Below are 22388 nucleotides of genomic sequence, written 5' to 3' on the forward strand. Positions count from 1 at the left end.
ATGATAGCACGATGACGGATGATCGTGCAAATTGCCGGGAAACGCCCGTCTGGCGGGGCGTTCGGCGGGGGCGGCTCGGGTATGATCGGCGGCGCGCGGCGGGGCCGTGCCGCCTCGCGGTGACGGGGGCGAATTCACGAGGAACCGGATGACCGAACTGATGAGGATCGCGGCGCTGTTCGCCGCCACCGCGCTGGCCGAAATCGTCGGCTGTTACCTGCCGTGGCTCGTGCTGAAGGAGGGGCGGCCGGTGTGGCTGCTGCTGCCGGCCGCGCTGTCGCTCGCGTTGTTCGCGTGGCTGCTGACGCTGCACCCGAGTGCGGCGGGGCGCACCTATGCCGCGTACGGCGGCGTGTACATCGCGGTGGCGCTGGTCTGGCTGCGGGTGGTCGACGGCGTCGCGCTGACCCGCTGGGACGTGGCCGGCGCGGCGCTCGCGCTCGGCGGAATGGCGGTCATCGCGCTGCAGCCGCGCGCGTGAGCGCGGCCGCGGCGCATGCCGTGTGTTTCAGGCCGTTTCGGCGGCGCCCGCGTCGGCGGACTTGCGCCATACACAGGTGCCCTTGACCGACTTGTCGAGCTCGTCGAGCTGCGCCTGGTGCGCGGCGAGCTCGTCGTCGCTCGCGGCCACCACGGTCAGGTCGAGCGCGGCGAGCGACACGCGCTGGCCGTTTGCCGCGCCGCCGTCGGCACCCGCGTCGTCGAGCATGTCGATCACGAGGCTGTCCTGGCCGCGCGTCATCGCGAGATAGACCTCGGCGAGCAGTTCCGAGTCGAGCAGTGCGCCGTGCAGCGTACGGTGCGCGTTGCTGATGCCGAAGCGGTCGCACAGCGCGTCGAGCGAGTTGCGCTTGCCGGGGAACATCTGCTTGGCCTGCACGAGCGTGTCGATCACGCCGCCGCAATGTTCGGTGAACGGCGGCAGGCCGAGCCGCGCGAATTCCGCGTCGAGAAAGCCAAGGTCGAACGGCGCATTGTGGATGATCAGCTCGGCGTCCTTCACGAAGTCGCGGATCTGGTCGGCGACTTCCGCGAATTTCGGCTTGTCGCTGAGGAATTCGGTCGTGAGGCCGTGCACCGCCAGCGCGCCCGGATCGCTGTCGCGCTCGGGGTTCACGTAGAAGTGCAGGTTGTTGCCGGTGAGCCGCCGGTTCAGCAGCTCGACGCAGCCGATTTCGATGAGGCGGTCGCCCGTGCGGGCGTTCAGGCCGGTGGTTTCGGTATCGAGAATGATCTGGCGCATGTCGGGGAAAACGTAGGAAACAGGGGGGCGGCCCGCGTTCAGGCCGTGAGCGATTCGACGCCGCGATTCGCGAGCGCATCCGCGCGCTCGTTTTCGGGATGGCCCGCGTGGCCCTTGACCCAGCGCCACTCGACCTCGTGCTGCGCGACGAGCGCGTCGAGCCGCTTCCACAGGTCGGCGTTCTTCACGGGCGTCTTCGCCGCGGTGACCCAGCCTTTTTTCTTCCAGCCGTGGATCCACTCGCTGATGCCTTTCTGCACGTATTGCGAGTCGGTGTGCACGATCACCTGGCACGGCCGCTTCAGCGCTTCGAGCGCGGCGATCACGCCCATCAGCTCCATGCGGTTGTTGGTCGTGTTCGGCTCGCCGCCGAACAGCTCCTTTTCCTTGTCGCCGTAGCGCATCAATGCGCCCCAGCCGCCGGGGCCGGGGTTGCCCTTGCAGGCGCCGTCGGTATAGATGTCGATCGTATCGATTGTCATGAATGTTCTTGATGGGTGGTCGGGGAGGCCGCCGGCGTCAGACCCGGTGCGAGCACGGGTTTCTTCATCCGGATCTGGCCGACGAGGCGCATGCCGCGCACGCGCTTGACGGCCGTCACCATGTAGACGGCGCCGAAGATCGGCCACCAGCGGTCGCCGGCGGCTTCCATGAAGCCGTAGCGGGCCAGCCACTTGTCGGTGACGAGCGGCGGCCGGTAGCAGCCGAAGCGGCCGCGTTCGAGGTCGAAGCCGAGCAGCTTGATCCAGTCCTTGAGCCGGATGAACGCGATCTGGTCGCGCGTGGCCGGCACGAACGGACGGTTCGCCATGCGTCCGAACGATTGCCGCATGCCCCACAGGCTGAGCGAATTGAAGCCGGTGATCACGAGCTGGCCTTCCGGCATCAGCACGCGCTCGGCCTCGCGCAGCAGGCGGTGCGGATCGGACGTGAATTCGAGCGTGTGCGGCATCACGATCAGGTCGACGCTCTGCGACTCGAACGGCAGGTCGAGCAGGTCGCACCAGGTCGTGCTGCGATCGGCGGGTGCATGCTCGGGCGAATGGGCTTCGCGGGCCCACGGATACTGATAGGGCGCGCTCGCGCCGCTCGCCGGATCGAGCACGAGGCCGCGATACGGCATGCGGTTCTCGCGCAGCGCGTCGAGCTGCGGCAGGCCGAGCTGCAGCGCGTGGAACCCGAAGACGTCGGACACGATCCGGTCGAGCTGCGCCTGCTCCCAGCCCAGCACGTAGCGGCCGGGAGGCGAGTCGGTCCAGGCGGGCCAGTCTATAATTTGACGGTCAGACATAACGATGATTGCGCGCCCATGAACGAGCTGGAATACGTGCCGGTTCCGGCATTCGATGACAACTATATCTGGCTCGTCTCGGACGGCCGCGATGCGATCGCCGTCGATCCGGGTGAAGCCGCGCCGGTGCGCCGGGTTCTTGCCGAACGAGGCTGGCGGTTGACCGCTATTTTACTCACGCACCATCATGCCGACCACGTCGGCGGTGTCGCGGCACTGCGCGATAGCCAACCGGACGATGCTCCGCTCGCGGTTTACGGCCCTGCGGCCGAGGCGATCGGCGTGGTCACGCGGCCGCTGGCAGGCGGCGATCGCGTGACGCTCGACGCACCGTCCGTCGCATTCGACGTGCTCGACGTGCCCGGTCACACGCGCGGCCACATCGCCTATTTCCAGGCGGCCGGGCCGCGCAACGCGGCGCCGCACGTGTTCTGTGGCGACACGCTGTTCTCGTGCGGCTGCGGCCGCCTGTTCGAGGGCACGCCCGCGCAGATGCTCGCGTCGCTCGACGCGCTCGCCGCGCTGCCGGGCGACACGCGCGTGCATTGTGCCCACGAATACACGCTGTCCAATATTCGCTTCGCGCTCGCATGCGAGCCCGGCAATGCGGCGCTCGCTGTGTGGCGCGACGAAGCGCAGGCGCTGCGCGCGCGGGGTGTGCCGACGCTGCCCACTACGATTGCTCACGAGCGTGCCGTTAACCCGTTCATGCGGGCGGACAGCGCGGCGATTCATGCCACGCTCGAGGCCGAGTTGCATGAAACGGTGCCGGATCGTTTGACGGCGTTCACGCTGATGCGCGAATGGAAAAACCGGTTCCGATGACGATTTCCGGAGGACTCCAAAGCTCAAGCGGTGTCTGTAAAAATTGCTCCAAATGTAGGATTTCGCTGAGTTTTCGGTGTTTTTATTGACGTGAAGCACGCACTTCCGTAGTATCGCCTGCAATTTCCAGCCGTCGGAAGCCGAGATTTTCATGCGACTTATATTGAGTGCGATGGTGGTTCTGCTGCTCGCCGCTTGTGCGAGCCAGGCCCCTGTCGCCAACAACGCCGCCGATTCGCAGGCGACGTCCAACTACCTCCGTAAATCAGCCACCGCCAAAGAAACTGTCGACGTCGACAAGCAATCCGTCGGCGACCTGACCAGTGCAGACTCCGATCTCTGGGGGCGCATCCGCCGCGGTTTCCAGATGCCCGACCTGCAGAGCGACCTCGTCGACATGCAGACGACCTGGTACACGCAGCGGCCCGACTACGTGCAGCGCATGACCGAGCGCTCGCAGAAGTACCTGTATCACATCGTCGAGGAGCTCGAGGCGCGTCACATGCCGACCGAGCTCGCGCTGTTGCCGTTCATCGAGTCCGCGTACAACCCGCAGGCGCTGTCGGTCGCGAAGGCGGCCGGCATGTGGCAGTTCATGCCCGGCACGGGCCGTACCTACAACCTGAAGCGCAACATGTGGCAGGACGAGCGCCGCGACGTGCTCGCGTCGACGAGCGCCGCGCTCGACTACCTGTCGCGCCTGCATGACATGTTCGGTGACTGGTATCTCGCGCTGGCCGCGTACAACTGGGGCGAGGGCAACGTGCAGCGTGCGATCGCGCGCAACCAGGCGGCCGGCCTGCCGACCGACTACCAGAACCTGCGGATGCCGAACGAGACGCGCAACTACGTGCCGAAGCTGCAGGCGGTGAAGAACATCATCGCGAGCCCGCAGCAGTACGGGCTGACGCTGCCGGACATCCCGAACCACCCGTATTTCGTGACGGTCACGACGTCGCGCGACATCGACGTGGCGGTCGCCGCGAAGCTCGCGAACCTGTCGCTCGACGAATTCCGCTCGCTGAACCCGTCGTTCTCGAAGCCGGTGATCCTCGGCGCGACCGAGCCGCAGATCCTGCTGCCGTTCGACAACGCGTCGGCGTTCGAGAAGAACCTGAAAGCCTACAACGGCCAGCTTTCGTCGTGGACCACCTATACGGTCAGCGAACGTGCGCGACCGGCCGCGATCGCCGAGAAGATCGGCGTGGACGCCGATACGCTGATGTCGATCAACAAGATTCCGGCCGGCATGCGCCTGAAGCCGGGCTCGACGATCGTCGTGCCGCGCGGCGATGACGACGACGAGGACATCAGCGCCGACGTCGCCGAAAACGGCGCGCTCGCGATGGAACCCGATGTGCCTGACACGCGCAAGATGCTGATCCGCGTGCGCCGCAAGCAGTCGATGGCGGCGATCGCCGGCCGCTATGGTGTGTCGGTCGGCCAGCTCAAGGCGTGGAACCGCACGCACCGCGATCTCGTGATGCCGGGCCAGGCGCTCGTGCTGCACGTGCCGGTCGGCCGTTCGGTGCCGGCGGAGCCCGGTCCGGAACGGATCGCGACGTCGGCCGCCGGTGCGCACATCGAGCGCGCGAGCCTGGCGGTGGGCGGCAAGTCGCACGGCGCGAAGCGCGGCGCGGCGAAGCCGGCGGCCAAATCGACGAAAGCGACGAAAGCGGCGCCGGCCAAGGCCACAACGCACAAGGGCAAGAAGAAATAACGCAGTCGCGAGCGCATCGCGCGGCCGGCCCGGTTCGTGCGATTGCGTTATCATCCGACGAAATGCGACGAAACGCCGTCACCGAGGTGACGGCGTTTTTGTTTGTGCGCGGCGCGGGGGTGCCGCCTTGAATGCCTTCTTATAACAAGGGGAAGCGATGTCGTCGGTGCAGGTGAGGGTGCTCGCGCTGTTTTCGGTCGGGTATTTCGTGTCGTATGTGTTTCGCGGCGTCAATCTGGGCTTCGCGCCGTTCGTCACGCACGAGCTCGGGTTGTCGGCCGCCGATCTCGGCCTGCTCACCAGTCTCTATTTCCTCGGCTTCGCGGGCGCGCAGATCCCGGCCGGCGTGATGCTCGATCACTTCGGCCCGCGCCGCGTGACGGCCGGCATGCTGCTGTTCGCGGCTGCCGGTGCGGCCGTGTTCGGCGTCGCGCACAGCCTCGGCACGATGATGGTCGGCCGGCTGCTGATCGGCGTCGGCGTATCGGTGTGTCTCGGCGCGGCGTTCAAGGCGCTCGCGCAGCATTTCCCGGTCGGCCGGCTGCCGCTCGTGAACGGTCTCGTGATGGCCGTGGGCGGCCTCGGCGGCGTGATGGTCGGCTCGCCGCTGACCTGGCTGCTCGGCTGGACGAGCTGGCGCGCGATCTGTTTCGGCCTCGCGGTGCTGACGGTGGCCGTCGCGGCGTCGATCGGCCTGGGCGCGCCGGAGGCGAAGCAGGTGCGTCACCAGGGCGGGCTCGTCAGCCAGTTCAAGGGCACGTGGCATATCCTGAGCAGCCGTGCGTTCTGGAAGATCTCGTCGTTCTCCGTTGTCACGCAGGGGGTGTTCTACGCGATGCAGTCGCTGTGGGTCGGGCCGTACCTGCGCGACGTCGCGGGGTTCGATGCGCCGCATGCGGCGCGCCTCGTGTCGGTGCTCGGCTTCGCGATGATGGCCGGCTGCGTCGGCTTCGGCGCCGCGGCGCGCGTGCTCGAGCGGCGCGGCGTGTCCGTGTACGCGTTCTGCGGCATCGGCATGGCGTTGTTCGTCGCGACGCAGGTTGCGATCGTGGCGCGCGTGCCGTTGCCGCCGGCCGTTCTGTGGGCCGCATACGGGATGTTTGGCGGCGTCGGCATCCTGACCTACGCGGTGATGGCCGGACATTTTCCCGCGCATCTGATCGGCCGCGCGAACACGACGCTCACGCTCGTGATCTTCCTGCTGATCTTTGCGTTCCAGATCGGTGTCGGCGCGGTGCTGTCGCACTGGCCCGCGGTCGATGGCCGTTATCCGGCCGCCGCGCACTTCACGGCATGGGGCGTGTTGCTCGCACTGCAGCTCGCGAGCGCGGTCTGGTACGTATGGCCCGCGCGCGGCGCTGGCCAAGTGCACTGATCCGGCGGTACGCTCGGGGCAGGGCGGCCGCGTAAAACGGGGCCGCAGCGCGCTGCTTCGCGCCGCCGCGCGTCGCGCACGCACGATCGGACGGCCGTATCGATTGAAGATAAGGCCATTTTCAGGCTATAATTTGAAAGTTTGTGCTGATCAACCTCGCACCCTAGCGCCTACCTCATACATCCCGTTCATCCGCCGCACGCCGCCTGCCGGGCGATGCCGCGAAGCCTCGTGCGCCACGCGCCGGGTTCGCGTCTCGACAACGCAGGCCGCGTTCAGCTAGCGACCACGCGCGCCCACGCAGCGCGGCGCTCGCGCGGCAGGGTAAACAGGTCGGCAGCAGGGTGTTCCCCAAGGAGCCTCCCGTGTTGCCGTCTTTTACTCCCGCCTTGCTTGCACTCGCCGACGGCACGGTCTTTCGTGGTTATTCGATCGGGGCCGAAGGCCATACGATCGGCGAAGTCGTGTTCAATACCGCGATCACCGGCTATCAGGAAATCCTGACCGATCCGAGCTACTCGCGCCAGATCGTCACGCTCACCTATCCGCATATCGGCAACGTCGGCGTGAACGCCGAAGACGTCGAAGCCACGAAAGTCCATGCCGCCGGCCTGATCATCCGTGATCTGCCCACGCTCGCATCGAACTTCCGCATGGACCGCACGCTCGGCGACTACCTGCGCGACGAAGGCGTCGTCGCGATCGCCGGCATCGACACCCGCAAGCTGACCCGCATCCTGCGCGACAAGGGCGCGCAGAACGGCTGCATCCTGACGGGTTCGGACGACGAAGCGAAAGCGATCGAGCTCGCGCGCTCGTTCCCGGGTCTCGCGGGCATGGATCTCGCGAAGGTCGTGTCGACCACGAAGCCGTTCGAGTGGAAGCAGACCGAATGGCGCCTCGAAGGCGGCTACGGCATGCAGGAAGCGCCGAAGTACCGTGTCGTCGCCTACGATTTCGGCGTCAAGTACAACATCCTGCGCATGCTCGCGGAACGCGGCTGCCACGTGACGGTGCTGCCGGCCGAGGCGAGCGCGGAAGATGCGCTCGCGCTGAATCCGGACGGCATCTTCCTGTCGAACGGCCCCGGCGATCCGGAACCGTGCGACTACGCGATCGCGGCCACGAAGCAATTCATCGAGCGCGGCGTGCCGACCTTCGGCATCTGCCTGGGTCACCAGATCATGGGCCTCGCGGTCGGCGCGAAGACGCTGAAGATGAAGACGGGCCACCACGGCGCGAACCACCCGGTGAAGGATCTCGGCGACGGCCGCGTGGTGATCACGTCGCAGAACCACGGCTTCGCGGTCGATGCGGATTCGCTGCCGGCCAACGCGCGCGTGACGCACGTGTCGCTGTTCGACGGCACGCTGCAGGGCTTCGAGCTGACCGACAAGCCGGCATTCTGCTTCCAGGGCCACCCGGAAGCATCGCCCGGCCCGCACGACATCGGCTATCTGTTCGACCGCTTCACCGCGCTGATGGACGCGGCGAAGCAGCGCAACGCTTAACGCAACCGACGCAACCGAAGGACGGGAGATTCGCATCATGTTCGGCCACGCACTCGGCATCACGGATATCTGGACCTACGTGTTCGGCGTGATCTTCATCATCCTGCTGCCGGGGCCGAACTCGATGTACGTGCTGTCGCTCGCGGCGCAGCGCGGCGTGAAGGCCGGCTATCGCGCGGCGTGCGGCGTGTTCGTCGGCGACACGGTGCTGATGGTGCTGTCCGCCGCCGGCGTCGCGTCGCTACTGAAGGCGAACCCGCTGCTGTTCTCCGTCGTCAAGTACGGCGGCGCCGCGTATCTGCTCTACATCGGCACCGGCATGCTGCGCAGCGCGTGGCAGAAGCTGCGCGCGCGCGCCGATGCGCCGGCCGATGCACCGCCCGCGGTCGACGGCGAGCGTCCGTTCCGCAAGGCGCTGATCGTGAGCCTGCTGAATCCGAAGGCGATCCTGTTCTTCATCTCGTTCTTCATCCAGTTCGTCGACCCGGCATTCCCGCATCCCGCGCTGTCGTTCGTCGTGCTCGGGGCGATCGCGCAATGCGCGAGCTTCCTGTACCTGAGCACGCTGATCTTCGCGGGTGCGCGGCTCGCCGAGCACTTCCGCCGCCGCCGCAAGCTTGCAGCAGGCGCGGCGAGCAGCGTGGGCGGCCTGTTCATCGGTTTCTCGGTGAAGCTCGCGCTCGCCACGATGAGCTGAGCGCAGCCGGCCGACCCACGACAACGATTACTTATTGAATTCACAAGCCATGCCAAAACGCACAGACATCAAGAGCATCCTCATCATCGGCGCCGGCCCGATCATCATCGGCCAGGCGTGCGAGTTCGACTATTCGGGCGCGCAGGCTTGCAAGGCGTTGCGTGAGGAGGGCTACAAGGTCGTTCTCGTCAACAGCAACCCGGCGACGATCATGACCGATCCGAACACGGCCGACGTGACCTACATCGAGCCGATCACGTGGGAAGTCGTCGCACGCATCATCGAGAAGGAGCGCCCGGACGCGATCCTGCCGACGATGGGCGGCCAGACCGCGCTGAACTGCGCGCTCGACCTGCACCACCACGGCGTGCTCGAGAAGTTCGGCGTCGAGCTGATCGGCGCGTCGCCGGAAGCGATCGACAAGGCGGAAGACCGCCAGAAGTTCAAGGAAGCGATGACCAAGATCGGTCTCGGTTCCGCGAAGTCGGGCATCGCGCACTCGATGGAAGAAGCGACCCAGGTGCACGCCGAGATCATGGCCGGCACCGGCGGCAGCGGCTACCCGGTCGTGATCCGTCCGTCGTTCACGCTCGGCGGCTCGGGCGGCGGTATCGCGTACAACCGCGAAGAGTTCGAGGAGATCTGCAAGCGCGGTCTCGACCTGTCGCCCACGCGCGAGCTGCTGATCGAAGAGTCGCTGCTCGGCTGGAAGGAATACGAGATGGAAGTCGTGCGCGACCGCGCCGACAACTGCATCATCGTCTGCTCGATCGAGAACCTCGACCCGATGGGCGTGCACACCGGCGACTCGATCACGGTCGCGCCGGCGCAGACGCTCACCGACAAGGAATACCAGATCCTGCGTAACGCATCGCTCGCGGTGCTGCGCGAGATCGGCGTCGACACGGGCGGCTCGAACGTGCAGTTCTCGATCAACCCGAAGGACGGCCGCATGGTCGTCATCGAAATGAACCCGCGCGTGTCGCGTTCGTCGGCGCTCGCATCGAAGGCAACGGGCTTCCCGATCGCGAAGGTCGCGGCGAAGCTGGCCGTCGGCTACACGCTCGACGAGCTGAAGAACGAAATCACCGGCGGCCAGACGCCGGCGTCGTTCGAGCCGACCATCGACTACGTCGTCACGAAGATCCCGCGTTTCGCGTTCGAGAAGTTCCGTGAAGCCGATTCGCGCCTGACCACGCAGATGAAGTCGGTCGGCGAGGTGATGGCGATCGGCCGTACGTTCCAGGAGTCGTTCCAGAAGGCGCTGCGCGGCCTCGAAGTCGGTGTCGACGGTCTCGACGAGAAGTCGACCGACCGCGATGAGATCGCGATCGAGATCCACGAGCCGGGCCCGGATCGCATCTGGTACGTCGGCGATGCGTTCCGCATCGGCATGACGGCCGAGGAAATCTTCGCGGAAACCGCGATCGACCCGTGGTTCCTCGAGCAGATCGAGCAGATCATCCTGAAGGAAAAGGCGCTCGCGGGCCGCACGCTCGCATCGCTGACGTTCGACGAGCTGCGCTACCTGAAGCAGAGCGGCTTCTCCGACCGCCGCCTCGCGAAGCTGCTCGGCGCGACGCCGGAAGACGTCCGCAAGCGCCGCATCGAACTCAACGTGCGTCCGGTCTACAAGCGCGTCGACACGTGCGCGGCCGAGTTCGCGACGAAAACCGCGTACATGTACTCGACCTATGAGGAAGAGTGCGAGGCGCAGCCGACCACCAACAAGAAGATCATGGTGCTGGGCGGCGGCCCGAACCGGATCGGCCAGGGCATCGAGTTCGACTACTGCTGCGTGCACGCGGCGCTCGCGATGCGCGAGGACGGCTACGAAACGATCATGGTCAACTGCAACCCGGAAACGGTGTCGACCGACTACGACACGTCCGACCGCCTGTACTTCGAGCCGCTGACGCTCGAAGACGTGCTCGAGATCGTCGACAAGGAAAAGCCGGTCGGCGTGATCGTCCAGTACGGCGGCCAGACGCCGCTGAAGCTCGCGCTCGACCTCGAGGCGCACGGCGTGCCGATCGTCGGCACGTCGCCGGACATGATCGACGCGGCCGAAGACCGCGAACGCTTCCAGAAGCTGCTGCAGGACCTCGGCCTGCGCCAGCCGCCGAACCGCACCGCACGCGCCGAAGACGAAGCGCTCGCACTGGCGGCCGAAATTGGCTATCCGCTGGTCGTGCGCCCGTCGTACGTGCTGGGCGGCCGCGCGATGGAAATCGTCCACGAGCCGCGCGACCTCGAGCGCTACATGCGCGAGGCCGTGAAGGTGTCGAACGATTCGCCGGTGCTGCTCGACCGCTTCCTGAACGACGCGATCGAGTGCGACGTCGACTGCATCTGCGACGGCGAAGCCGTGTTCATCGGCGGCGTGATGGAGCACATCGAGCAGGCGGGCGTCCACTCGGGCGACTCGGCATGCTCGCTGCCGCCGTACTCGCTGTCGAAGGAGACCGTGGCCGAGCTGAAGCGCCAGACGGGCGCGATGGCGAAGGCGCTGAACGTGGTCGGTCTGATGAACGTTCAGTTCGCGATCCAGCAGGTGCCGCAGGCTGACGGTTCGAAGCAGGACATCATCTACGTGCTCGAAGTGAACCCGCGCGCATCGCGCACGGTGCCGTACGTGTCGAAGGCGACCAGCCTGCCGCTCGCGAAGATCGCGGCGCGCGCGATGGTCGGCCAGAAGCTCGCGCAGCAGGGCGTGACGAAGGAAGTCGAGCCGCCGTACTTCAGCGTGAAGGAAGCGGTGTTCCCGTTCGTCAAGTTCCCGACCGTCGATCCGGTCCTCGGGCCTGAAATGCGTTCGACCGGCGAAGTGATGGGCGTCGGCCAGACGTTCGGCGAAGCGCTGTTCAAGTCGCAGCTCGCGGCCGGTTCGCGCCTGCCGGAGTCGGGCACGGTGCTGCTGACCGTGATGGATGCGGACAAACCGAAGGCGGTCGAAGTCGCGCGCATGCTGCACGACCTCGGCTACCCGATCGTCGCGACGAAGGGCACGGCTGCCGCGATCGAGGCGGCCGGCGTGCCGGTGAAGGTCGTGAACAAGGTGAAGGACGGCCGTCCGCACATCGTCGACATGATCAAGAACGGCGAGATCGCACTTGTGTTCACGACGGTCGACGAAACGCGCCAGGCGATCGCCGATTCGCGTTCGATCCGCATGAGCGCGCAGGCGCACAAGGTCACGTACTACACGACGATGTCGGGCGCGCGCGCGGCAGTCGAAGGCTTGCGCTACCTGAAGGATCTGGAAGTCTATGATTTACAAGGTCTTCACGCTCGCCTAAACTAAGCAGTCAGTTACCTGTAGAAGCAACACGTGCCGCGATTAGGCGGTGTTTCCAGTGCATCGGAAACGCGCTTAATCGCGGTGATTTTTTTTATAGCCGTTTTTAGCGATTGAGCCGTTTATGAGCACCATTCCGTTGACAAAGCGTGGCGCAGAACAACTGCGCGATGAATTGCAGCGCCTCAAGTCCGTCGAGCGGCCGGCCGTGATCAACGCGATCGCGGAGGCCCGCGCACAGGGCGACCTGTCCGAAAACGCCGAATACGATGCCGCGAAGGAAAAGCAGGGCTTCATCGAGGGTCGTATCGCGGAAATCGAATCGAAGCTGTCGGCCGCGCAGGTCATCGATCCGACCGTGCTCGACGCCGAAGGCCGCGTGGTTTTCGCCTCGACCGTCGAACTCGAGGATCTCGAGTCGGGCGACACCGTCAAGTACCAGATCGTCGGTGACGACGAAGCCGATATCGACCACGGCCTGATCTCGGTCAGCTCGCCGATCGCGCGTGCACTGATCGGCAAGTCCGAAGGCGACGTCGCGGCCGTGCAGGCGCCGAGCGGCGTGCGCGAATACGAAATCATCTCGGTCAGCTACATCTGAAGCGGGGCGACACGATGCCGCATCGCGTGTTCCGTCTGCTGTCGGCCGTGTGGGTCGGCAGCCTGCTGACGATCGGGTATGCGGTCGCGCCCGTGCTGTTCAAGACGCTGGAGCGGATGACGGCCGGTTCGGTCGCCGCCCAGCTGTTCCGTATCGAGGCGATCCTCGGTGTCGTATGCGGCGTGCTGCTGCTCGCGCTGTCGAACCAGCAGGTTCGACGCGGCAGCAGCGAATATCGCCGCGTGCGCTGGGTCGTCGCCGCGATGGTCGTATGTGTGCTGGTCGGGTATTTTGCGCTGCAGCCGTTCATGAACGCGCTGCGGGTCGCCGCGATGGACGCGGGCACCGATATCGCGAATTCGCCGTATGCGAGCCGCTTCGGGATGCTGCACGGCGTCTCGAGCGTGTTCTACCTCGTCGAGAGCGTACTGGGGCTGATGCTGATCTGGCGTCTGCCGGCGCGCGACGCCTGACGCGTGTGCCGCGCAGGCCCGGTCGATGCCGGGCCCGCGGGCAGGGTGGCGGGACGGCGCAGCCGTGCCGCCCCGATGCTTACTTGTCCTGGAACGGACGCTTCGTGCTGGCCTGGCGCTTTTTCGCACGCTTCACGGTACCGCCCGCCGTCACGCGTTCGTTGCCGCGCACCGTGACCTTGACCGGCCGCGGACGGCGCACGGGGCTCGCGTTCGGCGACACCTTGACGACCTTGACGGTGCGCGGTGCACGGCCTTTCTTGTCGTCCACGGCTTCGGCCGCGCTCGGCAGCGTGCCGGCACGACGGCCGCGGGCCGGGGCCGCAACGGCGGCTTCGGGCTTCCAGATCACCAGCAGCTTGCCGATGTGCTGGATCGGCGCCGCGCTCAGGCGATCGCAGATCTCGTCGTAGATCGCGATGCGCGCGTCGCGTTCGTCGCCGAATACGCGGATCTTGATCAGTTGGTGCGCGTCGAGGTGCACCTTGATTTCCTTCAGCACGGCGTCGGTGAGCCCTTCGGCGCCGATCAGCACGACGGGCTTGAGCGCATGGGCCTGGGAGCGCAGCGCGGAGCGCTCGGCGGGAGAAAGCGAAAGGGCGGGCATGGAAATGTCGAAATCTAAATAAGGGCGCGCTGACTGAAAAGCGATCGCGGGTAGTTACCGCGTCAGCCGTGCGCCGAAACCACGTAAAATCGCGGCTTGGGCCCGAAAAGGGGCCGCAGCCGCGCGAAGAAGACGCGTATTATCCGCTAAAAGCGCGGCTTCACGAAGCAATTGGCAGCAATCTCTCTTTCGAATGGCAAAAAACCGCTTCAACCAGCACTGGCTGCACGACCACATCAACGACCCGTACGTCAAAATGGCGCAGCGGGAGGGCTATCGCGCGCGCGCCGCGTACAAGCTGAAGGAAATCGACGAGCAGGACAAGCTGATCCGTCCGGGCCAGGTGATCGTCGATCTCGGCGCGACGCCGGGCAGCTGGAGCCAGTATGCCCGCAACAAGCTCGCGCAGGGCAAGAAGCGCGATGCGGAACGCGAAGGCGGCATCGACGGCACGATCGTCGCGCTCGACATCCTGCCGATGGAGCCGATCGCCGATGTCCACTTCCTCCAGGGCGACTTCCGCGAGGATGACGTCCTTCACCAGCTCGAGGAATTGCTCGAAGGCCGCGCGGTGGACCTTGTTATTTCCGACATGGCCCCCAACCTCTCCGGCGTGGCCTCGGCGGACGCGGCGCGCATCGAGCATCTCTGCGATCTGGCGCTCGAATTCGCGCAGAACCATCTGAAGCCGGATGGTGCGTTGCTCGTGAAATGTTTTCACGGCAGCGGCTACAGCCAGATCGTCGAGAAATTCAAACAGCAGTTTAAGACCGTCGCGCCGCGCAAGCCGAAGGCGTCCCGCGACAAATCGTCCGAAACGTTCATTTTGGGTCGGCATCTGAAACGTCCGCGCTGATGCGCGGCGGGGTGCCGCAAACGGGCTCCGGCCCTTGCCAGACAAGCGAAGCGCTATCGCGGCGGTTGTCAATGCTTATGGCGAGGGTGGTCGGACTGGATTAGAATGACCGAGGGGCGCCGCAAGGAAAATGTAGGCGCTCGTCTACGAGTGAAGGAGTGGTGCTTTGAACAACAATATGTTTTCGAAGGCAGCGGTGTGGCTGGTGATCGCACTGGTGCTGTTTACGGTGTTCAAGCAGTTCGACAAGCCCCGCGTCCAGGAAGGCGTGTCCTATTCGCAGTTCATGGACGACGCCAAGAACGGCAAGGTCAAGAACGTCATCGTTCAGGGGCGCAACCTCACCGTCACTCCGGCTGATGGCCAGAAATACCAGATCGTGTCGCCCGGCGACATCTGGATGGTTGGCGATCTGATGAAGTACGGCGTGCAGGTCAGCGGCAAGGCCGACGACGAGCCGAACGCGCTGATGTCCGCGCTGTACTACCTCGGGCCGACGATCCTGATCATCGTGTTCTGGTTCTACATGATGCGGCAGATGCAGGGAGGCGGCAAAGGCGGCGCGTTCTCGTTCGGCAAATCCCGTGCGCGGCTGATCGACGAGAACAACAACGCGGTGAACTTCTCCGACGTCGCGGGTTGCGACGAAGCGAAGGAAGAAGTGTCCGAGCTCGTCGACTTCCTGCGCGATCCGCAGAAATTCCAGAAGCTGGGCGGCCGCATTCCGCGCGGCGTGCTGCTCGTCGGCCCTCCGGGTACCGGCAAGACGCTGCTGGCCCGCGCGATCGCGGGTGAAGCGAAGGTGCCGTTCTTCAGCATCTCGGGTTCGGACTTCGTCGAAATGTTCGTCGGCGTCGGCGCGGCCCGTGTGCGCGACATGTTCGAACAGGCGAAGAAGCACGCACCGTGCATCGTGTTCATCGACGAAATCGACGCGGTCGGCCGTCATCGCGGCGCCGGCATGGGCGGCGGCAACGACGAGCGCGAACAGACGCTGAACCAGATGCTCGTCGAGATGGACGGCTTCGAGGCGAACTCGGGCGTGATCGTGATCGCCGCAACCAACCGTTCCGACGTGCTCGACAAGGCGCTGCTGCGTCCGGGCCGTTTCGACCGCCAGGTCTACGTCGGTCTGCCGGACATCCGCGGCCGCGAACAGATCATGCGCGTGCACCTGCGCAAGGTACCGATCGCGAACGACGTCGATGCGGCGGTCATCGCGCGCGGCACGCCGGGCTTCTCGGGCGCCGATCTCGCGAACCTCGTGAACGAGGCTGCGCTGTTCGCCGCACGCCGCGGCAAGCGCATCGTCGAGATGCAGGATTTCGAAGACGCGAAGGACAAGATCTTCATGGGTCCGGAGCGCAAGTCGGCGGTGATCCGCGAGGAAGCGAAGCGTGCGACCGCGTATCACGAGTCGGGCCACGCGGTGATCGCGAAGCTGCTGCCGAAGGCCGACCCCGTGCACAAGGTCACGATCATTCCGCGCGGTCGCGCGCTGGGTGTCACGTGGCAGTTGCCGGAGCATGACAACGAAACGTATTCGAAGGACTACCTGATGGATCGCCTCGCGATCCTGTTCGGTGGCCGGGTGGCGGAAGAGTTGTTCATGAACCTCGTCAGCACCGGTGCGTCGGACGACTTCAACAAGGCAACCCAGACGGCGCGCGCGATGGTCGCCCGTTTCGGCATGACCGATGCGCTCGGGCCGATGGTCTACGTCGACGACGAAAACGATGCATCGCCGTTCGGCCGTGGCTTCACGCGCACGATCTCGGAAGCGACGCAGCAGAAGGTCGATTCGGAAATCCGCCGCGTGCTCGACGAACAGTACGGCCTTGCGCGCCGCCTGCTCGAAGAGAACCGCGACAAGGTCGAAGCGATGACCGCCGCGCTGATGGAGTGGGAGACGATCGATGCCGATCAGATCAACGACATCATGGAAGGCCGTCCGCCGCGCTCCCCGAAGAGCTCGCCGGCTGTCGGCGGCGATTCGTCGGGTGGCGGCAGCAGCGCCGAGGTGAAGGCCGGCAACGCGCCGGCGCCTGCTTCGCCGGCGGCATAATCTCCGCTCTTTAGCACCGTTCACGGGCTGGTGTGTCTTCACACCGGCCCGTTTTGCATTCATTCACGCCAGTTGCCCGTGTCCGATTCCGCTGTTTCCCCCAAAATTCCCGCGCCACTCCGGTGCGGCCGCTTCGAACTGACGTTCGAGCGCCCGCTCGTGATGGGCATTCTCAACGCCACGCCCGATTCGTTCTCCGACGGCGGCCGCTTCCTCGCGCGCGACGATGCGCTGCGCCAGGCCGAGCGGATGATTGCCGAAGGCGCCGATCTTCTCGATATCGGCGGCGAATCGACGCGCCCCGGCGCACCGCCGGTGCCGCTCGACGAGGAACTCGCGCGCGTGATCCCGCTCGTCGAAGCGCTGCGTCCATTGAACGTGCCGCTGTCGATCGATACCTACAAGCCGGCCGTGATGCGCGCGGCGCTGGCCGCAGGCGCCGACCTGATCAACGATATCTGGGGGTTCCGCCAGCCGGGCGCGATCGACGCGGTGCGCGAGGGAAATTGCGGGCTGTGTGCAATGCACATGCTCGGTGAGCCGCAAACGATGCAGGTCGGCGAACCCGATTACGGCGACGTCGTGACCGACGTGCGCGATTTTCTCGCCGCGCGCGCGCAGGCACTGCGCGACGCGGGGATTGCGCCGGAGCGGATCTGCGTCGATCCCGGTTTCGGGTTCGGCAAGGCGGTCGTCGACGACAACTATGCACTCCTGGCCGCACTGCCGGAAACGGCGCCCGCGCGGCCCGACGGGCGCGCGTATCCGATACTCGCAGGCATGTCGCGCAAGTCGATGCTCGGCGCGGTGATCGGCGGCAAACCGCCGATGGAGCGCGTCGTGGCGAGCGTGGCGGCCGCATTGTGCGCGGTCGAGCGTGGGGCGGCGATCGTGCGCGTGCACGATGTCGCGGCGACGGTCGATGCGTTGAAAGTCTGGAATGCCGTGCGCGAAGCCGCGCGGCAACGATAAGTCAGAAGACGAAGGAGGAAGATTCGCTATGGGACGTCGATATTTCGGCACGGACGGCATTCGCGGCACGGTGGGCGAGGCGCCCATCACGCCGGATTTCGTGTTGCGTCTCGGCTACGCGGCCGGCAAAGTACTGGCCAGCTCGGCCGATGGCGCGGCCGGCTCGCGGCCGACCGTGCTGATCGGCAAGGACACGCGCGTGTCGGGCTACATGCTCGAAGCCGCGCTCGAGGCAGGGTTCTCGGCGGCGGGTGTCGACGTGATGCTGGCCGGCCCGATGCCGACGCCAGGGGTCGCCTACCTGACGCGCGCGCTGCGCCTGTCGGCGGGCGTCGTGATCAGCGCATCGCACAATCCGTATCGCGACAACGGGATCAAGTTTTTCTCCGCTGACGGCAACAAGCTGCCGGACGACACCGAAGCCGCGATCGAAGCGTGGCTCGACAAGCCGCTCGAATGCGCATCGTCCGACGGTCTCGGCAAGGCGCGCCGTCTCGACGATGCGGCCGGCCGCTACATCGAATTCTGCAAGAGCACGTTCCCGGCCGCGTTCGACCTGCGCGGGCTGAAGCTCGTGATCGACTGCGCGCACGGTGCCGCGTACCAGATCGCGCCGCACGTGTTCCACGAACTCGGCGCGGACGTGATCCCGATCGGCGTCGCGCCGAACGGCTTCAACATCAACGACGGCGTCGGCGCGACCGCGCCGGACGCGCTGGTGCGCGCGGTGCGCGCGAACCACGCCGATCTCGGCATTGCACTCGACGGCGATGCGGACCGCCTGCAGGTCGTCGACGCGACCGGTCGCCTGTACAACGGCGACGAGCTGCTCTACGTGCTCGTGAAGGACCGGATCGCGACCGACGGCAAGGTGGAGGGCGCGGTCGGCACGCTGATGACGAATCTCGCCGTCGAAGTCGCGCTGCAGCGCGCGGGCGTGAAGTTCGTGCGGGCGGCGGTCGGGGATCGCTACGTGCTCGAGCAGTTGCGCGAGCACGGCTGGCAACTCGGCGCGGAAGGCTCGGGCCACATCCTGTCGCTCGATCGCCACTCGACCGGCGACGGCATCGTGTCGGCGCTGCTCGTGCTGGCTGCGCTGAAGCGCAGCGGCCAGACCCTTGCGCAGATGCTCGACGGCGTCACGCTGTTCCCGCAGAAGCTGATCAACGTGCGGATGAAGCCAGGTGCCGACTGGAAGGGCAGCACGTCGATTCGCGCAGCGATCGACGCAGCCGAAGCCGCGCTCGCCGGCAGCGGCCGCGTGCTGATCCGCGCATCGGGCACCGAGCCCGTGTTGCGCGTGATGGTCGAAGCGCAGCAAGCGGCCGACGCGGTCCGCCATGCGGAGACGATCGCCGACGCGGTGCGCGCGGCGACGGCCTGACGCGCGGGCCCGGTGCGAGGGCGATCAGACGCCCGCGCGCCGGCGTTCCGATGAACCGGCATGCGGCGCCTTCGGGCGCCGCGATTTCGTCAGACGCAAAGGTTTGCGATACCTATAAGTAACGCATATCGACTGCCGCATTCTCCGGGCGAAAAATCGTCCGACCCCGACCCCGAGATCGGGCCAGCCGCCGGCGGAGGCTTTTCGTACCACCGACGCGCCGCTGCGATCCCGCCGCACAGTGAGAAACGGGGCGTCATCCTGTCCCTTCCGGGCCGGCAATTCCTGCCGCCATCGCCCCTCCGGCGCCGTCTGCGCGCCACGCGCGCCGACCCTGTTACTCCCTTTCAACCAGTCATGTTACTGTCACGCCAGTTTCATCGATTGTCACATTACCGTCATGAGGAGCCCCTAACCTTCGCGGTGCCGTAGTCATCCGCTCACACACTGGAGGTCTCATGAAATTGATGCAAACCGCGATTGCCGGCCTGGCTGGCGCGCTTTTCGCCGTCGCCGCCCACGCTGCCGACATCACGGGCGCAGGCAGCACGTTCGCGATGCCGATCTATACGAAATGGGCTGCTGACTACCAGCAGACCGGCGGCGCGAAGGTCAACTACCAAGGTATCGGTTCGTCGGGCGGCCTGAAGCAGATTATCGCGAAGACGGTCGATTTTGCCGGCTCGGACGCTCCGCTGAAGGATGACGAGCTCGCGAAGGAAGGCCTGTTCCAGTTCCCGACGGTGGTCGGCGGCGTGGTGCCGGTCGTCAACGTGCCGGGCGTGAAGGCCGGCGAACTGACGCTGTCGGGCCCGGTGCTCGGCGACATCTACCTCGGCAAGATCAAGAAGTGGAACGACCCGGCGATCGCCGCGCTGAACCCGAAGGTCAAGCTGCCGGACACGGACATCGCCGTGGTCCGCCGCGCTGACGGCTCGGGCACGAGCTTCATCTGGACGAACTACCTGTCGAAGGTCAACGACGAGTGGAAGTCGAAGATCGGCGAAGGCACGACGGTCAACTGGCCGACGGGCACGGGCGGCAAGGGCAACGACGGCGTCGCGGCCTTCGTGCAGCGCCTGCCGGGCGCGATCGGCTACGTCGAGTGGGCGTACGCGAAGAAGAACAACATGATCTACACGGCCCTGAAGAACTCGACGGGCACGGTGGTCGAGCCGAAGACCGAAACGTTCAAGGCCGCTGCCGCAGGCGCGAACTGGTCGAAGTCGTTCTACCAGATCCTGACGAACCAGCCGGGCAAGGAAGCCTGGCCGGTCGTCGGCGCGACGTTCGTGCTGCTGCACGCGAAGCAGGAAAAGCCGGAGCAGGGCGCGGAAACGCTGAAGTTCTTCAGCTGGGCGTTCAAGAACGGCGAGAAGGCTGCTGACAGCCTCGACTACATCTCGCTGCCGCCGGCAGTCGAAGCGGAAATCCGCAAGCAGTGGAAGGTCAAGGTGACGGACGCGTCGGGCAAGCCGGTCGCCGCAGAGTAAGCATTGCAGCGGTTCGCTGCCCGGCCGTGCAGGTCGGGCAGTGTGTGCGGTAAAGCCGGGCGTTACGGCGCCCGGCAATCAAAAGCAGGCACCCATGTCTGATATTTCCTATACGTCCTCACGGTCCGCCGACGTTGCGCAGCAACGCGCGCCGAGCCGCCTCGGGGATGTCGTATTCGGCGGTCTTGCACGGCTCGCCGCCATCGTGACCCTGCTGCTGCTCGGCGGGATCATCGTTTCCCTGATCATCGCGTCGATGCCGACCATCCAGAAGTTCGGCCTCGGCTTCCTTTGGCAATCCGAGTGGGATCCCAACTCGGACCTCTACGGCGCGCTCGTGCCGATCTACGGCACGATCGTGACGTCGATCATCGCGCTCGTCATCGCCGTGCCGGTCAGCTTCGGCATCGCGCTGTTCCTCACCGAGCTGTCGCCCGTGTGGCTGCGCCGCCCGCTCGGCATCGCCATCGAGCTGCTCGCCGCGATTCCGTCGATCGTGTACGGCATGTGGGGCCTGCTCGTGTTCGCGCCGATCTTCGCGGAATACTTCCAGAAGCCGATCGGCCGCCTGTTCAAGGACGTCTGGATTATCGGCCCGCTGACCGCCGGCCCGCCGATCGGTATCGGCATCCTTGCCGCCGGCGTGATCCTCGCGATCATGATTATCCCGTACATCGCATCGGTGATGCGTGACGTGTTCGAAGTCACGCCGGTGCTGCTGAAGGAGTCGGCATACGGGATCGGCTGCACGACCTGGGAAGTGATGTGGAAGGTCGTGCTGCCCTATACGAAGACCGGCGTGATCGGCGGCGTGATGCTCGGCCTCGGCCGTGCACTCGGCGAGACGATGGCCGTGACCTTCGTGATCGGCAACACGAACCTGCTCGACAGCGTGTCGCTGTTCGCACCGGGCAACAGCATCACGTCGGCGCTGGCCAACGAATTCGCGGAAGCGCAACCGGGCCTGCATACGTCCGCGCTGATGGAGCTGGGCCTGATCCTGTTCCTGATCACGTTCATCGTGCTGTCCATCTCCAAACTGCTGCTGCTTCGTCTCGAGAAGGGAGAGGGCAAGAAATGAGCGAGCCCATCATGAATTTCCCGGGGCCGGACGGCGCCGTGCTCGACGCGATGCGCAACCGCCTGCAGCGCAAGCGCAAGGCCGTCAACGCGATCGCGCTGGCCGCGTCGCTCGGCGCGATGGCCTTCGGGCTGCTGTGGCTCGTGTGGATTCTCTACACGACGGTGCATCTCGGCGTCAGCGGCCTGTCGCTGCAACTGTTCACGGAATCGACGCCGGCACCGAACACGGAAGGCGGCGGTCTCGCCAACGCGATCGTCGGCAGCCTGCTGCTGTGCGGTTTCGGCACGCTGGTCGGCACGCCGATCGGCATCCTCGCGGGCGTCTATCTCGCCGAATACGGCCAGAAGAACCTGCTGGCGAGCACGATCCGCTTCATCAACGACATCCTGCTGTCGGCGCCGTCGATCGTCATCGGCCTGTTCGTGTATGCGATCGTCGTCGCGAAGTCGGGGCGCTTCTCGGGCTGGGCCGGCGTGATCGCGCTTGCCCTGCTGCAGATTCCGATCGTGATCCGCACGACGGAGAACATGCTGAAGCTCGTGCCGAACGCGCTGCGCGAAGCGGCCTTCGCGCTCGGCACGCCGAAGTGGCGCATGGTGCTGAAGATCACGCTGCGCGCATCGGTCGGCGGGATCGTGACGGGCGTGCTGCTCGCGGTCGCGCGGATCGCAGGCGAAACGGCGCCGTTGCTGTTCACCGCACTGTCGAACCAGTTCTTCTCGTGGGACATGAGCCAGCCGATGGCGAACCTGCCCGTCACGATCTACAAGTTCGCGATGAGCCCGTTCGCGGAATGGCAGGCGCTCGCATGGGCGGGTGTGTTCCTGATTACGCTCGGTGTGCTCGGACTCAACATCCTGGCGCGCACGATCTTCTCGAAAAAGTAACGGCGG

General features: G+C 65.8%; 20 protein-coding genes. 16 read left to right on the forward strand and 4 right to left on the reverse strand.

The genetic code is table 11. The features are described 5' to 3' along the window. Positions 1-148 precede the first annotated feature (148 nt). On the forward strand, positions 149-481 hold the full coding sequence (locus tag ABIC51_RS28445) for a YnfA family protein (RefSeq protein ID WP_059527239.1): 333 nt from the start codon (positions 149-151) through the stop codon (positions 479-481). 27 nt (positions 482-508) lie between these two features. Here the strand turns inward: ABIC51_RS28445 and dnaQ are convergent, their stop codons facing one another. Genes dnaQ through ABIC51_RS28460 form a run of 3 tightly spaced genes read right to left on the reverse strand, consistent with a single transcriptional unit; the run spans position 509 to position 2534 of the window. Beyond that, positions 509-1243, reverse strand: coding sequence for a DNA polymerase III subunit epsilon (dnaQ, locus tag ABIC51_RS28450; RefSeq protein ID WP_146253516.1), 735 nt, complete (start codon positions 1241-1243; stop codon positions 509-511). 38 nt (positions 1244-1281) lie between these two features. Then, positions 1282-1725: a ribonuclease HI gene (rnhA, locus tag ABIC51_RS28455; protein ID WP_021163370.1), complete on the reverse strand. Its 444-nt coding sequence runs from the start codon at positions 1723-1725 to the stop codon at positions 1282-1284. Continuing rightward, positions 1722-2534 carry a class I SAM-dependent methyltransferase gene (locus ABIC51_RS28460; protein WP_027787882.1) on the reverse strand — a complete coding sequence of 271 codons (813 nt, stop codon included), beginning with the start codon at positions 2532-2534 and terminating at the stop codon, positions 1722-1724. The genes rnhA and ABIC51_RS28460 overlap by 4 nt, the downstream gene beginning before the upstream one ends. Positions 2535-2552: 18 nt before the next feature. On the opposite strand from ABIC51_RS28460, the gene gloB reads away from it, so the two are divergent. From gloB to ABIC51_RS28500, 8 genes are all read left to right on the forward strand, one after another. Further along, positions 2553-3359 (forward strand): hydroxyacylglutathione hydrolase, encoded by an 807-nt coding sequence (gene gloB / locus ABIC51_RS28465; RefSeq protein ID WP_146253517.1) that lies wholly within the window; start codon positions 2553-2555, stop codon positions 3357-3359. Between the two features lie 151 nt (positions 3360-3510). Continuing rightward, on the forward strand, positions 3511-5079 hold the full coding sequence (locus ABIC51_RS28470) for a transglycosylase SLT domain-containing protein (RefSeq protein WP_027787880.1): 1569 nt from the start codon (positions 3511-3513) through the stop codon (positions 5077-5079). 157 nt (positions 5080-5236) lie between these two features. Continuing rightward, positions 5237-6454, forward strand: a complete 1218-nt coding sequence (locus tag ABIC51_RS28475) for an MFS transporter (protein ID WP_175897782.1) — start codon at positions 5237-5239, stop codon at positions 6452-6454. 365 nt (positions 6455-6819) lie between these two features. Continuing rightward, the gene (gene carA, locus ABIC51_RS28480; RefSeq protein WP_027787879.1) at positions 6820-7965 is read left to right on the forward strand and encodes a glutamine-hydrolyzing carbamoyl-phosphate synthase small subunit; all 1146 of its coding nucleotides are present in this window, start codon (positions 6820-6822) and stop codon (positions 7963-7965) included. 37 nt (positions 7966-8002) lie between these two features. Continuing rightward, a complete protein-coding gene (leuE, locus tag ABIC51_RS28485; protein ID WP_021163364.1) occupies positions 8003-8662 on the forward strand; it encodes a leucine efflux protein LeuE in 660 nt (219 codons plus the stop codon). A 49-nt stretch (positions 8663-8711) separates the two neighbouring features. Then, positions 8712-11966, forward strand: a complete 3255-nt coding sequence (carB, locus tag ABIC51_RS28490; RefSeq protein ID WP_027787877.1) for a carbamoyl-phosphate synthase large subunit — start codon at positions 8712-8714, stop codon at positions 11964-11966. Between the two features lie 118 nt (positions 11967-12084). Next, a complete protein-coding gene (gene greA / locus ABIC51_RS28495; protein ID WP_021163362.1) occupies positions 12085-12561 on the forward strand; it encodes a transcription elongation factor GreA in 477 nt (158 codons plus the stop codon). A 14-nt stretch (positions 12562-12575) separates the two neighbouring features. Continuing rightward, positions 12576-13034 carry a DUF4149 domain-containing protein gene (locus tag ABIC51_RS28500; RefSeq protein WP_021163361.1) on the forward strand — a complete coding sequence of 153 codons (459 nt, stop codon included), beginning with the start codon at positions 12576-12578 and terminating at the stop codon, positions 13032-13034. Between the two features lie 79 nt (positions 13035-13113). On the opposite strand, the gene ABIC51_RS28505 is transcribed toward ABIC51_RS28500, so the two are convergent. Further along, complete coding sequence (locus tag ABIC51_RS28505) at positions 13114-13641, reverse strand: YhbY family RNA-binding protein (RefSeq protein ID WP_027787876.1); 528 nt, start codon at positions 13639-13641, stop codon at positions 13114-13116. Between the two features lie 193 nt (positions 13642-13834). Between ABIC51_RS28505 and ABIC51_RS28510 the strand changes: the two genes are divergently transcribed. The 7 genes from ABIC51_RS28510 to pstA all read left to right on the forward strand — a co-directional run bounded on the left by ABIC51_RS28510 (position 13835) and on the right by pstA (position 22382). Continuing rightward, a complete protein-coding gene (locus ABIC51_RS28510; protein ID WP_021163359.1) occupies positions 13835-14497 on the forward strand; it encodes an RlmE family RNA methyltransferase in 663 nt (220 codons plus the stop codon). 166 nt (positions 14498-14663) lie between these two features. Then, positions 14664-16562, forward strand: coding sequence for an ATP-dependent zinc metalloprotease FtsH (gene ftsH / locus ABIC51_RS28515; RefSeq protein ID WP_021163358.1), 1899 nt, complete (start codon positions 14664-14666; stop codon positions 16560-16562). A 78-nt stretch (positions 16563-16640) separates the two neighbouring features. Continuing rightward, positions 16641-17534 carry a dihydropteroate synthase gene (gene folP / locus ABIC51_RS28520; RefSeq protein ID WP_404841844.1) on the forward strand — a complete coding sequence of 298 codons (894 nt, stop codon included), beginning with the start codon at positions 16641-16643 and terminating at the stop codon, positions 17532-17534. A gap of 28 nt (positions 17535-17562) precedes the next feature. Next, positions 17563-18918: a phosphoglucosamine mutase gene (glmM, locus tag ABIC51_RS28525; RefSeq protein WP_021163356.1), complete on the forward strand. Its 1356-nt coding sequence runs from the start codon at positions 17563-17565 to the stop codon at positions 18916-18918. A 458-nt stretch (positions 18919-19376) separates the two neighbouring features. Continuing rightward, on the forward strand, positions 19377-20411 hold the full coding sequence (gene pstS, locus ABIC51_RS28530) for a phosphate ABC transporter substrate-binding protein PstS (RefSeq protein ID WP_027787874.1): 1035 nt from the start codon (positions 19377-19379) through the stop codon (positions 20409-20411). 94 nt (positions 20412-20505) lie between these two features. Beyond that, positions 20506-21492 carry a phosphate ABC transporter permease PstC gene (pstC, locus tag ABIC51_RS28535; RefSeq protein ID WP_027787873.1) on the forward strand — a complete coding sequence of 329 codons (987 nt, stop codon included), beginning with the start codon at positions 20506-20508 and terminating at the stop codon, positions 21490-21492. Next, a complete protein-coding gene (pstA, locus tag ABIC51_RS28540; RefSeq protein WP_027787872.1) occupies positions 21489-22382 on the forward strand; it encodes a phosphate ABC transporter permease PstA in 894 nt (297 codons plus the stop codon). Before pstC ends, pstA begins: the two co-directional genes overlap by 4 nt. The last annotated feature ends 6 nt before the right edge of the window (positions 22383-22388 follow it).

Source organism: Burkholderia sp. 572 (assembly GCF_040545135.1).
In the GTDB taxonomy this organism is placed as follows: Bacteria; Pseudomonadota; Gammaproteobacteria; order Burkholderiales; family Burkholderiaceae; genus Burkholderia; species Burkholderia cepacia.

Bases quoted from the DNA above. Each gene is read 5' to 3' on its own strand.
- ABIC51_RS28445 (WP_059527239.1), top strand. From the start codon at position 149: ATGACCGAACTGATGAGGATCGCGGCGCTGTTCGCCGCCACCGCGCTG.
- dnaQ (WP_146253516.1), bottom strand. From the start codon at position 1,243: ATGCGCCAGATCATTCTCGATACCGAAACCACCGGCCTGAACGCCCGC.
- rnhA (WP_021163370.1), bottom strand. From the start codon at position 1,725: ATGACAATCGATACGATCGACATCTATACCGACGGCGCCTGCAAGGGC.
- ABIC51_RS28460 (WP_027787882.1), bottom strand. From the start codon at position 2,534: ATGTCTGACCGTCAAATTATAGACTGGCCCGCCTGGACCGACTCGCCT.
- gloB (WP_146253517.1), top strand. From the start codon at position 2,553: ATGAACGAGCTGGAATACGTGCCGGTTCCGGCATTCGATGACAACTAT.
- ABIC51_RS28470 (WP_027787880.1), top strand. From the start codon at position 3,511: ATGCGACTTATATTGAGTGCGATGGTGGTTCTGCTGCTCGCCGCTTGT.
- ABIC51_RS28475 (WP_175897782.1), top strand. From the start codon at position 5,237: ATGTCGTCGGTGCAGGTGAGGGTGCTCGCGCTGTTTTCGGTCGGGTAT.
- leuE (WP_021163364.1), top strand. From the start codon at position 8,003: ATGTTCGGCCACGCACTCGGCATCACGGATATCTGGACCTACGTGTTC.
- carB (WP_027787877.1), top strand. From the start codon at position 8,712: ATGCCAAAACGCACAGACATCAAGAGCATCCTCATCATCGGCGCCGGC.
- greA (WP_021163362.1), top strand. From the start codon at position 12,085: ATGAGCACCATTCCGTTGACAAAGCGTGGCGCAGAACAACTGCGCGAT.
- ABIC51_RS28500 (WP_021163361.1), top strand. From the start codon at position 12,576: ATGCCGCATCGCGTGTTCCGTCTGCTGTCGGCCGTGTGGGTCGGCAGC.
- ABIC51_RS28505 (WP_027787876.1), bottom strand. From the start codon at position 13,641: ATGCCCGCCCTTTCGCTTTCTCCCGCCGAGCGCTCCGCGCTGCGCTCC.
- ABIC51_RS28510 (WP_021163359.1), top strand. From the start codon at position 13,835: ATGGCAAAAAACCGCTTCAACCAGCACTGGCTGCACGACCACATCAAC.
- glmM (WP_021163356.1), top strand. From the start codon at position 17,563: ATGGGACGTCGATATTTCGGCACGGACGGCATTCGCGGCACGGTGGGC.
- pstS (WP_027787874.1), top strand. From the start codon at position 19,377: ATGAAATTGATGCAAACCGCGATTGCCGGCCTGGCTGGCGCGCTTTTC.
- pstC (WP_027787873.1), top strand. From the start codon at position 20,506: ATGTCTGATATTTCCTATACGTCCTCACGGTCCGCCGACGTTGCGCAG.
- pstA (WP_027787872.1), top strand. From the start codon at position 21,489: ATGAGCGAGCCCATCATGAATTTCCCGGGGCCGGACGGCGCCGTGCTC.